Origin of the sequence: Streptomyces sp. NPDC001068, from assembly GCF_042897315.1 — a bacterium.
GTDB lineage: Bacteria > Actinomycetota > Actinomycetes > Streptomycetales > Streptomycetaceae > Streptomyces.
Genome location: NZ_JBIAYD010000001.1, coordinates 710,001 through 723,193 on the forward strand (window position 1 = coordinate 710,001; position 13,193 = coordinate 723,193).

Here is a 13,193-nt window from a genome sequence, read left to right on the forward strand (position 1 = left end):
GCTCGTGCCACGGTGCTCAGCCGCGCTCGTGCCACGGTGCTCAGCCGCGCTCGTGCTGCCACGGTGCTCAGCCGCGCTTGCGCAGGAAGCTCCGCAGCCGGCGCTCCGGCCAGGTGTTGATCACGTCCTCCTTGGTCAGCCGGCCGCGCTGGGCCGTGCCGATGCCGTAGCGCATGACGTCCAGTTGCGGGACGGCGTGGGCGTCGCTGTTCACGGCGAACCTCACCCCGTACCGCCGGGCCCGCAGGATGTCCTCGTCGCGCAGGTCCAGGCGGGACGGGTGGGCGTTGATCTCCAGGGCCGTGCCGGTGCGGGCGCAGGCCTCGAAGACCGCGTCGAGGTCGGCGTCGATGCCGGGCCGCTTGCCGATGAGGCGGGTGGTGGGGTGGCCGATGATGTGGACATGGGGGTTCTCGCAGGCCCTCACGAGGCGGCGGGTCAGGGCGTCCCGGCTCTGGTTGAAGTGCGAGTGGACCGAGGCCACGCACAGGTCGAAGCCGGCGAGGAAGTCGCCCGGCCAGTCCACCTCGCCGTCGGGGCCGATGTTCAGTTCGGTGCCGTGCAGCAGCCGTAGTCCGCCGCGCCGCCCCTTGGTGGGGAAGGTGCCGTCCAGCTCGCGCACCCGCTCCCGCTGGGCCAGCATCCGCTCGTCGGTCATGCGCTGCATGACCAGGTCGGGCGCGTGGTCGGTGATCGCGTAGTAGGCGTAGCCGCGCCGGGCGGCCGCGGCCGCCATCTCCTCCAGCGGGGCGAGCCCGTCGGTGAGGTCGGTGTGGGTGTGCAGGTCGCCGCGCAGGTCGGCCTCGGTGACCAGGTCCGGCAGCTCGCCGCGCAGCCCGGCCTCGATCTCGCCGCGGTCCTCGCGCAGCGGCGGCGGGATCCAGGGCAGGCCGAGGCGGCCGTACACCTCCTCCTCGGTCTCGGAGACGATCTTCTCGCCGCTCTCGGCGTCGAAGAGTCCGTACTCGGAGAGCTTGAGCCCCTGGTGCACGGCCCGTTCGCGGGTGCGGATGTTGTGGGCCTTGGAGCCGGTGAAGTACTGGAGCGCGGCTCCCCAGGAGTCCGGCGGCACCACCCGCAGGTCGACGTCGAGCCCCTTGCCGGTGCGCACGGAGGTCTTGGTCCCGCCCTGTCCGATGACCTCGGTGACGTACGGCAGCCCGGTGAACGCCCGCATGACCGGCGCCGAATCCTCGGCCGCGACGAGGATGTCGATGTCACCGATCGTCTCGCGGCACCGGCGCAGCGAACCGGCGTAGACGCACTTCTCGCAGCCGGGCACCTCGGACAGCGCCCGGACGATGTCCTCCGCCAGGTCCATGGCGACATCGATGCCCACCCGGCCGCCGGCCGACCGGAGCAGTTCGATGCCGTGCAGGATGTTCTCCTCCGTCCTGGGCCCGAAGCCCTTGAGGTCGCGCAGCCGTTCCTGGTGGATGGCCTCGGCGAGTTCCTCGACCGAGGAGACACCCAGTTCCTCGTAGACCGCCATGGCCTTCTTCGGGCCGAGCGTGGGGATGGCGGTCAGCCGCCGCACGCCGTCGGGGATCCTCGCCCGCAGCTCCTCCACGGCGGACACGCTGCCCTGGTCGAAGAACTCCAGGATCTTCTGGGCGATGGACTTCCCGACGTTCGGGATCTCCTGGAGTCCCTTGAGGTCGAGTGCGGCGACGTCGGCGTGGTGGCCGCCTACCGCGCGGGCTGCCTTCTCGTAGACCCGCGCCCTGAAGGCGTCCCCACCGGTGATGGAGATCAGGTCCGCGTACTCCCGGAGCAGCGCGGCGACCTCGTCGTTGGACCGTGCCATGCCTTCAGGGTAGGGCGCGGCTTTTGCGCGGGCGCTCTTGACAGCTCTCCCCGGGCACAGGCAGTCTTCCATTAAGCAGAAAGCAACTTCCGCAATACGGAAATCGCGATGTGGAAGCAGAGACAACGGAAGGGGGCGCCGACCCCGATGCCGGGTTTCGAAGTGAGCGCAGCCGCAGAGCAGCGCTACAGCGTCAACCTGTCGATCCTCTTCACCGAACTCCCGCTCCTGGAGCGCCCCGCGGCCGCCGCCGCGGCCGGCTTCGGCGCGGTCGAGCTCTGGTGGCCCTGGGTCGACTCCCCCACCCCCGGGCGGTCCGAGCCGGACGCGCTGAAGAGCGCGATCGAGGACGCGGGCGTGCGGCTGACAGGCCTGAACTTCTACGCCGGACAGCTCCCGGGACCCGACCGGGGCGCCCTGTCGGTCCCGGGCGCGGAGTCCGAGAGGTTCCGCGCCAACATCGAGGTGGCGGCCGGCTTCGCGCAGTCGCTCGGCTGCGGGGCGCTCAACGCGCTGTACGGCAACCGCGTCGACGGCGTGGACCCGGCCGAACAGGACGCGCTGGCCCTGGAGAACCTGGCGCTGGCTGCGCGGGCGGCCGACCGGATCGGCGCGGTACTCCTGGTCGAGGCCCTCAACCGGCCCGAGTCGCCGCGGTATCCGCTGGTGAGCGCGCCGGCCGCGGTCGCCGTCGTCGACAAGGTCAACGAGGCCACGGGGCTGGACAACGCCCGCTTCCTCATGGATCTCTACCACCTGTCCATGAACGGCGAGGACCTCCCGTCGGTGATCGAACGCCATGCCGCGATCACCGGCCACGTGCAGATCGCGGACAACCCCGGCCGCGGCGCCCCGGGCACGGGCTCGCTCCCCCTGGAGGAGCTGCTCGGCCGGCTGCGGAAGGCCGGTTACGACGGCTGGGTGGGCCTGGAGTACAAGCCGGGCGACCGCCCGAGCGCCGAGGCCTTCGACTGGCTGCCGCGCGACGCCCGCGCCGCGCGCTGAACCCCCCGACTTCGCAGAGCAGTTGAGAGAGGCACCCCCATCATGAGCACCCTTCCCGCTACCTCCCGCCCGGCGATCGCGTGGATCGGCCTCGGCATCATGGGCTCCCCCATGTCCGAGAACCTGGTCAAGGCGGGTTACGACGTCACCGGCTTCACCCTGGAACAGGACAAGCTGGACCGACTGGCGGCCGCCGGCGGCACCGCGGCCGCCTCGATCGCCGAGGCGGTGCGCGAGGCCGACGTGATCATCACCATGGTGCCCGCGTCGCCGCAGGTCGAGGCCATCGCCTACGGTCCCGACGGCATCCTGGAGAACGCCAGGCCGGGCGCACTGCTGATCGACATGTCGTCCATCACCCCGCAGACCTCGGTCGACCTCGCGAAGGCGGCCCGGGACAAGGACGTCCGCGTGCTGGACGCGCCGGTCTCCGGCGGCGAGGCCGGGGCGGTCGAGGCGGTGCTGTCCATCATGGTCGGCGGCGAACAGGCCGACTTCGACACCGCGAAGCCGATCTTCGAGGCGCTGGGCAGGACCATCGTGCTGTGCGGTCCGCACGGCTCCGGTCAGACCGTGAAGGCGGCCAACCAGCTGATCGTCGCCGTGAACATCCAGGCGTGCGCCGAGGCCGTGGTCTTCCTGGAGAAGTCCGGCGTGGACCTGACGGCCGCCCTGGACGTGCTGAACGGCGGCCTGGCCGGCTCGACCGTGCTGACCCGGAAGAAGGACAACTTCCTGAACCGCGACTTCCGGCCGGGCTTCCGGATCGACCTGCACCACAAGGACATGGGCATCGTGACGGACGCGGCCCGCAACGTCGGCGCCGCCCTGCCGGTCGGTGCCGTGGTGGCCCAGCTGGTGGCCTCCCTGCGCGCGCAGGGCGACGGCGGCCTGGACCACTCCGCCCTGCTGCGCGCCGTCGAGCGCCTCTCCGGCGCCCAGCTCTGAGCGGCGCCCCATGACTCCGGGCGGTGCCGTCGCCGACACCTGTCCTGTCGCGCCCAGGCGACGGCACCGCCCGGAAACCCCTTCAACAAATTGTTGACGCCTCGGCCGATCCGATCCTAGGCTCCACGAAGCGGAAATGAACTTCCGCTGACACCCGTACGGAAGGTCCCCGATGTCGAAGCGCGTGCTCACCACCGAGTCCGGCGCCCCGGTCGCCGACAACCAGAACTCCGCCTCCGCCGGCGTCGGCGGCCCGCTCCTGCTCCAGGACCAGCACCTCCTGGAGAAGCTCGCGCGCTTCAACCGCGAGCGGATCCCGGAGCGCGTGGTGCACGCCCGCGGCAGCGGCGCGTACGGCTACTTCGAGGTGACCGACGACGTCACCGGCTTCACCCACGCCGACTTCCTGAGCACCGTCGGCCGGCGAACCGAGGTCTTCCTGCGCTTCTCGACGGTGGCCGACTCCCTCGGCGGGGCCGACGCCGTCCGCGACCCGCGCGGCTTCGCCGTCAAGTTCTACACGGCGGAGGGGAACTACGACCTCGTCGGGAACAACACCCCGGTCTTCTTCATCAAGGACCCGGTCAAGTTCCCGGACTTCATCCACTCCCAGAAGCGGGACCCGTTCACGGGCCGTCAGGAGCCCGACAACGTCTGGGACTTCTGGGCACACTCCCCCGAGGCCACCCACCAGGTCACCTGGCTGATGGGCGACCGGGGCATCCCGGCGTCGTACCGCCACATGAACGGCTACGGCTCGCACACCTACCAGTGGACGAACGCCGAGGGCGCGGCCTTCTTCGTCAAGTACCACTTCAGGACCAACCAGGGTGTGCGCAGCCTGAGCAGCGAGCAGGCGGCCGAACTCGCGGGCAAGGACCCCGCCTCGCACCAGACGGACCTGCTCCAGGCCATCGAGCGGGGCGTCAACCCGTCCTGGACCCTGCACGTGCAGATCATGCCGGCGGCCGAGGCGGCGGAGTACCGCTTCAACCCCTTCGACCTGACCAAGGTGTGGCCGCACCGGGACTACCCGCTCCAGCGCGTGGGCCGCCTGGTCCTCGACCGCAACCCGGACAACGTCTTCGCCGAGGTCGAGCAGGCCGCGTTCTCCCCGAACAACTTCGTTCCGGGCATCGGCCCCTCCCCCGACAAGATGCTCCAGGGCCGCCTGTTCGCCTACGCGGACGCGCACCGCTACCGGCTGGGCGTCAACCACACCCTGCTGGCCGTCAACGCCCCGCGGGCGACGACCGCGCACAACTACGGCCGGGACGGCCTCATGGCCGTCAACGCGCAGGGCAGGCACGCCAAGAACTACGAGCCGAACTCCTACGGCGGCCCGGTGGAGTCCGGCCGCCCCCTGTCGGCGCCGCTGGCCGTGACCGGCCACACGGGCACCCACGAGACCCCGCAGCACACAAAGGACGACGACTTCTCGCAGGCGGGCGAGTTGTACCGGCTGATGTCGGCGGAGGAGAAGCGGCGGCTGGTCGCGAACATCGCCGGCGGCCTCTCCCAGGTCTCCCGCGACGACGTGGTCGAGAAGAACCTGGCCCACTTCCACGCCGCCGACCCGGAGTACGGCAGGCGCGTGGAGGAGGCGGTCCGCGCGCTGCGCGAGGACTGACACAGACGGCCCGCGCACGGCAGGACGGCCCGGATGAGGGGTTGCCGACCGGCGGTGCGCGGGCGTGGCAAGGACCGCGGCGGCGTGCGAGCCAGTGCGGTGGTGAAGGACCGGAACGCCCTTCTCGACCTGAGGGAAGGCCGCCCGGTTCCGTCGCACCCGCCGCGGTCCCAGCCGTAGCGGACCCCGTCCGGCGGCGCGAACGACCTGTCGCGCCCGGCCTCGCGCCGTCGGACGGCCACAGACGCGGAACCGTCGCCGAGAGCGCCGGGGCGCCGGACACGGAACCACCCATGTCCGGCGCCCCGGCGCTCTCGGCGCTTCGGCGTGCGCATCCGCCGGTCGCGCAGCACGCTGAAGGCATGACTGCACACCCACCGACGGAGTTCCCCCGTATCGTCGTGCACGCCCCCGCCCTGGACGGTTCCCGGCGGGTCACCGAGGGGGAGGTGACCCTGGGGATCGCCTCGCACCTCGACGACGTGGTCGAGATCCTGCGGATGGCCGACCTGGACCGCATCGAGGTCGAGGAGAGCGATCTCATCGAGTGGCAGGGCGGCGGGCCGGACGACTGGCCGGGACTCGCCGAACATCCGGAAAGCCCCTGAACCCGGGTGAAGCGGACGGCGAATCCTCAAATCAAGCTCTGAATCATGTTCAACATGCTTCGACCGCACCGGTCATGGGGCATATTCACTGCACACGGAGGCCGCCGGCACGGGGGCGGCGGCCCCCGTGTCACCCACAGCGCGAAGCGGGCGGCCCGTCCTTTCGGATGGGCCGCCCGCTCGCGTGGGGACCGGTTCAGGCCTTCAGCGTCCTGATCGACGTCGGCGCGTGGCCGGGCTCGGTCGCGATCTCCTCGAACTCGACGACGTTGCCGATGTCGTTGGTCGTGGACATCGAGATGTTGGTGACCCGCTCCAGGATCGCCTCCACCACCACCGGCACCCGGTGCTCCTGCGCCAGCTTCCTGGCCTGCTCGAAGGCAGCGCCCAGTTCGTTCGGGTCGGTGACCCGGATCGCCTTGCAGCCGAGCCCCTCGGCGACCTTCACGTGGTCGACGCCGTAGACGCCCAGCTCGGGCGAGTTGATGTTCTCGAACTCCAGGTTGACCTGGAAGTCGATGTCGAACGCCCGCTGCGCCTGGCGGATCAGGCCCAGGTAGGAGTTGTTGACCAGGACGTGCACGTACGGGATCCTGTGCTGCGCTCCGACGGCCAGCTCCTCCAGCATGAACTGGAAGTCGTAGTCGCCGGAGAGGGCGACCACCGAGGCCTCGGGGTCGGCCTTGGCCACGCCCAGCGCGGCCGGGATCGTCCAGCCGAGCGGCCCGGCCTGGCCGCAGTTGATCCAGTGCCGCGGCCGGAAGACGTGCAGCATCTGCGCGCCGGCGATCTGCGAGAGGCCGATCGTGGAGACGTACCGGGTCTCCGGACCGAAGGCCTTGTTCATCTCCTCGTAGACGCGCTGCGGCTTGATCGGGATGTCGTCGAAGTGGGTACGGCGCTGGAGGGTGGCCTTCCTCTCCTGGGCCGCGGCGGCCCACGCGCTCCGGTCGGGGAGCCGGCCCGCCGCCCTCAACTCCCGTGCCACCTCGACGAAGAGCTCCAGCGCCGCCCCGGCGTCGGAGGCGATGCCGTAGTCGGGGGCGAAGATCCTGCCGATCTGGGTGGGCTCGATGTCGACGTGCACGAAGGTGCGGCCGGCCGTGTAGACGTCCAGCCTGCCGGTGTGGCGGTTGGCCCAGCGGTTGCCGATCCCGAGGACGAAGTCGGACTCCAGGAAGGTCGCGTTGCCGTAGCGGTGCGAGGTCTGCAGGCCCACCATGCCGGCGTTCAGCTCGTGGTCGTCGGGGAGCACGCCCCAGCCCATCAGGGTGGGGACGACCGGGGTTCCGGTCAACTCGGCGAACTCCACCAGGAGTTCCGCCGCGTCCGCGTTGATGACCCCGCCGCCCGCGACGATCAGCGGCCGCTCGGACGCGTTCAGCAGGCCGATCGCCTTCTCGATCTGGGCGCGGCTCGCGGCCGGCTTGTAGACCGGCAGCGGCTCGTAGGTCTCCGGGTCGAACTCGATCTCGGTGAGCTGGACGTCGATCGGCAGGTCGACCAGGACCGGGCCGGGCCGGCCGGAGCGCATCAGGTGGAAGGCCTGCTGGAAGACGCCCGGGACCTGGGCCGCCTCCAGCACGGTGACCGCCATCTTGGTCACCGGCCCCGCGATCGAGGCGATGTCGACGGCCTGGAAGTCCTCCTTGTGGATCACCGCGGTCGGGGCCTGGCCGGTGATGCAGAGGATCGGGACGGAGTCACCGGTGGCCGAGTACAGCCCGGTGATCATGTCGGTGCCGGCGGGTCCGGACGTGCCGATGCAGACGCCGATGTTGCCGGGGCGGGTCCGGGTGTACCCCTCGGCCATGTGCGAGGCGCCCTCGACATGCCGGGCGAGGGTGTGGTTGATGCCTCCGGAGGCCTTGAGTGCCGCGTAGAACGGGTTGATCGCCGCGCCCGGCACCCCGAACGCGGCGCTGACGCCCTCCCGCTTGAGGATCTCAACTGCCGCGCGGGCAGCGGTCATTCGAGCCATCGAGTACTCCTGCTCCGACTGTCGGATGCCGGCTCCCGTCGCGCCCCGCGGTGAGCTGAATTCCGTATGATGGAAAATTACTTCTACTATCTGGAATCAATGTAGGTCGGGGGGCAAACGTCGTCAAGAGAGGGACAGCCGGGCCCCGGCAGGAGCACCATGGGACGGCCGAAGCGACGCGACGCCTGGGGTGGGGCCATGTCCGAGACCGTGCCGGTGCGCTGTCCTGCCTGCCGACGCGAGCACGTCTACACCGCGCCGTCGTACCCGTGCGCCTGCGGCGCCCCGGTCACCCCGTCCCTCGACGGCGGGGCGAAGCCCGCGCGGGTGGCGCACCGCGCCTGGGACGAGGAATGGGTCACGGTGAGCTGCGGCTCCTGCGGCCGCCGGGACCAGTGGCCGCAGCCGGAGCTGGGCTGCCCGTGCGGGACGGTGCTGCGCGTGCCGCTCGCCGGGACCGGCTCGGCCCCGGCGCCCGCACCCGAACCCCGGCCGCCCTTCCGGCCGGTCACGATCCGGACCTCGCGGGACGCGGTCACCGCCGCCGCGCTCTATCTGCGCTGGCTCGGCCACCGGGACATCCGCCGCGCCGACCAGCGGCCGCCGTCCGGCATCGGGCTGGCCGCACACGGCCTGGTCGCCCAGGTGAACCCGGACCTGCGGCCGACCTCGCCGCGGGACGTGGAGTGCCTGTGGCTGACGGCGATGACCGAGGACTCGGACTGCGTCTGCTTCTCCCTCGCGGGGTACGAGCAGGACGCCCGCGACCGGGCCGACGCGCTCGGCGTGGCGCTGTTCGTCCTGGACCTCACGGGGACACCGCAGCCGGTCAACCGTCCCGCCGACGACCTGCGTGCCGCGGGCGGCTGACCGGCCGCGTCGCTACGAGGCGCTGAACCGCTCCCTCAGTTCGATCTTCCGGACCTTCCCCGACACCGTCATGGGAAAGGCCTCCAGGATCTGGATCCGGCTCGGCGCCTTGTAGTGGGCCAGGCGGCCCGCGCAGAAGGCGCGCAGCTCCTCCAGGGTCGGGGGCGCGGCGGGGTCGTGCGGGACGACGCAGGCGAGGACCTCCTCGCCGTACCGCTCGTGCGGCACCCCGACCACCTGGACGTCACGGACCTTCGGGTGGCCGTAGAGGAACTCCTCGATCTCGCGCGGGTAGATGTTCTCGCCACCCCGGATGATCATGTCCTTGATCCGGCCGACGATCTCCACGTACCCGTCGGCACGCATCGTCGCCAGGTCGCCGGTGTGCATCCAGCGTCCCGGGTCGACGGCCTCCGCGGTCTTGTCGGGCTCGTTCCAGTAGCCGAGCATCACGCTGTAGCCCCGGGTGCACAGTTCGCCCGCCGCGCCCCGGGGCAGGGTGACCCCCGTGGCCGGGTCGACGACCTTGACCTCCAGGTGCGGCAGCACGCGGCCGACCGTTCCGGTGCGGTGCTCCAGGTCGTCGTCGATGCGGGTCTGCAGGGACACCGGGCTGGTCTCGGTCATGCCGTAGCAGATGGAGACCTCCGCCATGTGCATCTCCGCGACCACCCGCTTCATCACCTCGACCGGGCAGGGCGAGCCCGCCATGATGCCGGTGCGCAGCGTCGAGAGGTCGTACGAGGCGAAGTCGGGGAGGTTCAACTCGGCGATGAACATGGTCGGTACGCCGTACAGCGAGGTGCAGCGCTCCCGCTGGACCGCCTCCAGCGTGGCCTTCGGCTCGAAGGACGGGGCCGGGATCACGATGCAGGCGCCGTGCGAGGTGGCGGCCAGGTTCCCCATCACCATGCCGAAGCAGTGGTAGAAGGGCACCGGGACGCAGATCCGGTCCTGCTCGGTGTAGTTGACCAACTCCCCCACGAAGTAGCCGTTGTTCAGGATGTTGTGGTGGGAGAGGGTGGCGCCCTTCGGAAAGCCGGTGGTGCCCGAGGTGTACTGGATGTTGATGGGGTCGTCGCAGGACAGCTCCGCCGCGCGGGCCGTGAGTCCACCACTGGCGTCGGCCGTGCCGCGCGCGGTCAGCGTCTCCCAGCTCGGATCCCCGATGTAAACGGTCTCCCGCAACTGCGGGCACCGGCCCCGCACTTCCTCGACCATCGCCCGGTAGTCGCTGCCCTTGTGGCTGAGGGAGGCGAACAGCAGGGAGATCCCCGCCTGGTTGAGGACGTACTCGACCTCGTGGGTGCGGTACGCGGGGTTGATGTTGACCATGATGGCGCCGATCCGCGCGGTGGCGTACTGCACCAGCATCCACTCGGCGCAGTTGACCGCCCAGACACCCACCCGGTCGCCCTTGGCGACCCCGCTCGCCAGCAGGGCGCACGCCAGCCGGTCGACGTCCGCGCCGAACTCGCGGTACGTCCAGCGGCGCCCGGACGGCACGTCGACGAGCGCCTCGCGGTCCGGCCAGGCCGCGACGGCCCGGTCGAGGTTGGCGCCGATGGTGTCGCCGAGCAGCGTGGTGGCGCTCGTGCCGTGCGTGTAGGAGATGCTCACCGGAAGTCCTCCTCGCGGTACTCGTCGGTCGCCCCGGCAGCGGTGGCCTCGCGCAGTTCGATCCGGCGGATCTTGCCGGAGACGGTCTTGGGCAGTTCCCCGAACTCCAGCCTGCGAACCCGCTTGTAGGGGGCCAGGACCTGACGGGAGTGCTCGAACAGCATCTTGGCGGTGTCCGGGCCCGGCTCCCAGCCCTCGGCCAGCACGACGTACGCCTTGGGCACGGCCAGCCGCAGTTCGTCCGGCGCCGGGACGACGGCCGCCTCGGCCACCGCCTCGTGTTCGAGCAGCGCGCTCTCCAGCTCGAACGGGCTGATCTTGTAGTCGGACGCCTTGAACACGTCGTCCGCGCGGCCCACGTAGGTGATGTAGCCGTCCTCGTCCCGGGAGCCGATGTCACCGGTGCGGTAGTAGCCGCCGGCCATCGCCTCCGCCGTGCGGTCCGCGTCCCCGTGGTACCCGGTCATCAGGCCCACCGGCAGTACCGACAGGTCCAGGGCGATCTCGCCCTCCGTGGCGCCCGGCGCACCCGACACCGGGTCGAGCAGCTCGACGCGGTATCCCGGGCTGGGACGGCCCATGGAGCCCGTCTTCAGCGGCTGCCCGGGGCTGTTGGAGACCTGCACGGCCGTCTCCGTCTGCCCGAACCCGTCCCGCACGGTGACGTTCCAGGCCCGCCTGACCTGCTCGATCACCTCGGGGTTGAGCGGCTCGCCGGCCGCCACCACCTCGCGGGGCGGGGTGCGCAGCTGGGTCAGGTCGGCCTGGATCAGCATCCGCCACACCGTCGGCGGGGCGCAGAAGGACGTCACCCCGTGCCGGTCCATCTCGGCCATCAGCCGGCCCGCGTCGAACCGGCTGTAGTTGTGGATGAAGACGGTCGCCTCCGCGTTCCACGGCGCGAACAGGTTCGACCAGGCGTGCTTGGCCCAGCCCGGCGAGGAGATGTTCAGGTGCACGTCGCCGGGCCTGAGACCGATCCAGTACAGGGTGGCCAGGTGTCCGATGGGGTACGAGGTGTGGGTGTGCTCGACCAGTTTGGGCCGGGCGGTGGTGCCGGAGGTGAAGTAGAGCATCAGCGGGTCGTCGGCGAGCGTCGGCCCGTCCGGCACGAACCCGGGGTCCGCGGCGTACGCGTCCTCGTACGCCTCCCAGCCCTCCGCGAGGCCGCCCACCGTGATCCTGGTGTACGTCCCCGCGACCTCCGCGAACTTGACGGCGTCCCCGGCGCGCGCGATCACGTGCTTCACCCGGCCCCGGTCCACGCGGTCGCGCAGGTCGGCGGGGCCGAGCAGCGGCGTGGCCGGGATGACGACGGCGCGCAGCTTCATCGCGGCCAGCGCGGTCTCCCACAGCTCGGCCTGGTTGCCGAGCATGACGAGGACGCGGTCCTCCGGCTCGACGCCCCGCGCCCGCAGGTGGACCGCGACCCGGTCGGAACGCTCGGACAGTTCGGCGAAGGACAGCTTCGTCTCGGTGCCGTCCTCCTCGACGATGTGCAGGGCGGTGCGGTCGTTGCCCTCGGCGATGACGTCGAACCAGTCGAGCGCCCAGTTGAAATGGTCCGGACGCGGCCACACGAAGCCCTCGTAGGCGGCTGCGTAGTCCGTACGGTGTTCCAGCAGGAAGTCCCGTGCCCTGCGGAAGTCCTCCGTCGCACTCGTCATTCGCGTCTCCTTCGGTACCGGACCATTGCCGGGCGGCTCTCTGGCATCGTGTAATCCGTGATGCAGGTCTCACTACCCCCGAACGGGGGTGCGGACAGCACGAGACCGGGGTCGAAGGAGCAGGGCAGGTGGCAGCAGAGGTCGCCGGGGCGGTGGAGATACGCGGTGCGCTGGCCAGACTCCGGCGCGCCACCGGGCTCCCGATCGCCTTCGGCGGACTGGTCGACGCCGGCCGGCCGCAGGTCCGGATCAGCGAGCTGACCGGCACCAACACGGCCGCCCTGCGCTCGCTCGCGGTCACCTCCGGCAACGGCCTGGGCGGCCGGGCGGTGCTGCTGGCCCGTCCGTGCGCGGTCACCGACTACTCGGTCTCCCGGCAGATCAGCCACGAGTACGACATCCCGGTGGCGGCCGAGGGCATCCGCTCGGTCCTCGCGGTGCCGGTGGTGGTACGGCGCCGGGTGCGGGGCGTGCTGTACGGGGCGCTGCGCACCGCCGAACCGCTGGGCGACCGCACGCTCGGCGCGGCGGTGGCGGCGGCACGGGACGTGGAACAGGCGCTGGTCGTCCGGGACGAGGTGCGCGGCCTGCTGGCGGCGGCGCGGCCCCATCCCGCGGCGGTACCGGGGCCGGGCGCGGCCTGGGAGCAGGTGCGGGAGGCGCATGCCGCGCTGCGGGCGCTGGCCCCGCGGATCTCCGACCCCGGACTGCGCGCCGAACTGCTGGCCGCCTGCGGACTGTTGACCGCCCAGGCACCCGCGGCCGAGAGGCCGCTGGCGCCCCGGGAGCTGGATGTGCTGGCCTGGGTTGCGGCCGGTGCGACCAACGCGGTGGTGGCCGAACGGCTGGGGCTGCGGCCCGAGACGGTCAAGGGGTACCTGCGCTCGGCGATGCGGAAACTGGGCGCGCACACGCGGGGGGAGGCGGTGTCGGCGGCTCGTCGGACGGGGTTGTTGCCGTAGCGGAGGGAACCCATTCCATTCATGCATGCGCGCTTTGAATTACCCGATGCAAGGCCGCTGTTATTTCCCTCACCATGGCGTTCGACCGGATTTCG

The 13,193-nt window shown here is 71.2% G+C and carries 10 protein-coding genes; 6 read left to right on the forward strand and 4 right to left on the reverse strand.

The window, feature by feature from the left end; all coding sequences use genetic code 11:
• Positions 1-67: 67 nt before the first annotated feature.
• A complete protein-coding gene (gene polX / locus ACFY3I_RS03095; protein ID WP_390859069.1) occupies positions 68-1,807 on the reverse strand; it encodes a DNA polymerase/3'-5' exonuclease PolX in 1,740 nt (579 codons plus the stop codon).
• 147 nt (positions 1,808-1,954) lie between these two features.
• On the opposite strand from polX, the gene ACFY3I_RS03100 reads away from it, so the two are divergent.
• The 4 genes from ACFY3I_RS03100 to ACFY3I_RS03115 all read left to right on the forward strand — a co-directional run bounded on the left by ACFY3I_RS03100 (position 1,955) and on the right by ACFY3I_RS03115 (position 5,998).
• Positions 1,955-2,812 carry a TIM barrel protein gene (locus ACFY3I_RS03100; protein WP_390859070.1) on the forward strand — a complete coding sequence of 286 codons (858 nt, stop codon included), beginning with the start codon at positions 1,955-1,957 and terminating at the stop codon, positions 2,810-2,812.
• A gap of 42 nt (positions 2,813-2,854) precedes the next feature.
• Positions 2,855-3,760: a 2-hydroxy-3-oxopropionate reductase gene (locus tag ACFY3I_RS03105; protein WP_390859071.1), complete on the forward strand. Its 906-nt coding sequence runs from the start codon at positions 2,855-2,857 to the stop codon at positions 3,758-3,760.
• A gap of 172 nt (positions 3,761-3,932) precedes the next feature.
• A complete protein-coding gene (locus ACFY3I_RS03110) occupies positions 3,933-5,390 on the forward strand; it encodes a catalase (RefSeq protein WP_390859072.1) in 1,458 nt (485 codons plus the stop codon).
• A 362-nt stretch (positions 5,391-5,752) separates the two neighbouring features.
• Positions 5,753-5,998 carry a hypothetical protein gene (locus ACFY3I_RS03115; RefSeq protein WP_365291749.1) on the forward strand — a complete coding sequence of 82 codons (246 nt, stop codon included), beginning with the start codon at positions 5,753-5,755 and terminating at the stop codon, positions 5,996-5,998.
• A gap of 196 nt (positions 5,999-6,194) precedes the next feature.
• Here the strand turns inward: ACFY3I_RS03115 and gcl are convergent, their stop codons facing one another.
• A complete protein-coding gene (gcl, locus tag ACFY3I_RS03120) occupies positions 6,195-7,979 on the reverse strand; it encodes a glyoxylate carboligase (RefSeq protein WP_390859073.1) in 1,785 nt (594 codons plus the stop codon).
• A 198-nt stretch (positions 7,980-8,177) separates the two neighbouring features.
• Here gcl and ACFY3I_RS03125 point away from each other — a divergent pair, with 198 nt between their 5' ends.
• Complete coding sequence (locus tag ACFY3I_RS03125) at positions 8,178-8,849, forward strand: hypothetical protein (protein ID WP_390859074.1); 672 nt, start codon at positions 8,178-8,180, stop codon at positions 8,847-8,849.
• A gap of 12 nt (positions 8,850-8,861) precedes the next feature.
• Here the strand turns inward: ACFY3I_RS03125 and ACFY3I_RS03130 are convergent, their stop codons facing one another.
• Positions 8,862-10,463, reverse strand: a complete 1,602-nt coding sequence (locus tag ACFY3I_RS03130; protein ID WP_390859420.1) for an AMP-binding protein — start codon at positions 10,461-10,463, stop codon at positions 8,862-8,864.
• Between the two features lie 2 nt (positions 10,464-10,465).
• Entirely contained in the window at positions 10,466-12,136 is a 1,671-nt protein-coding gene (locus ACFY3I_RS03135) for an AMP-binding protein (RefSeq protein WP_390859075.1), read from the reverse strand.
• 128 nt (positions 12,137-12,264) lie between these two features.
• Between ACFY3I_RS03135 and ACFY3I_RS03140 the strand changes: the two genes are divergently transcribed.
• Positions 12,265-13,098, forward strand: coding sequence for a response regulator transcription factor (locus ACFY3I_RS03140; RefSeq protein WP_390859076.1), 834 nt, complete (start codon positions 12,265-12,267; stop codon positions 13,096-13,098).
• Positions 13,099-13,193: the final 95 nt, after the last annotated feature.

Excerpts from the sequence above, each read along its gene's own strand:
- ACFY3I_RS03115 (WP_365291749.1), top strand. The coding sequence starts at position 5,753 with ATGACTGCACACCCACCGACGGAGTTCCCCCGTATCGTCGTGCACGCC.
- ACFY3I_RS03125 (WP_390859074.1), top strand. The coding sequence starts at position 8,178 with ATGTCCGAGACCGTGCCGGTGCGCTGTCCTGCCTGCCGACGCGAGCAC.
- ACFY3I_RS03135 (WP_390859075.1), bottom strand. The coding sequence starts at position 12,136 with ATGACGAGTGCGACGGAGGACTTCCGCAGGGCACGGGACTTCCTGCTG.
- polX (WP_390859069.1), bottom strand. The coding sequence starts at position 1,807 with ATGGCACGGTCCAACGACGAGGTCGCCGCGCTGCTCCGGGAGTACGCG.
- ACFY3I_RS03100 (WP_390859070.1), top strand. The coding sequence starts at position 1,955 with ATGCCGGGTTTCGAAGTGAGCGCAGCCGCAGAGCAGCGCTACAGCGTC.
- gcl (WP_390859073.1), bottom strand. The coding sequence starts at position 7,979 with ATGGCTCGAATGACCGCTGCCCGCGCGGCAGTTGAGATCCTCAAGCGG.
- ACFY3I_RS03105 (WP_390859071.1), top strand. The coding sequence starts at position 2,855 with ATGAGCACCCTTCCCGCTACCTCCCGCCCGGCGATCGCGTGGATCGGC.
- ACFY3I_RS03110 (WP_390859072.1), top strand. The coding sequence starts at position 3,933 with ATGTCGAAGCGCGTGCTCACCACCGAGTCCGGCGCCCCGGTCGCCGAC.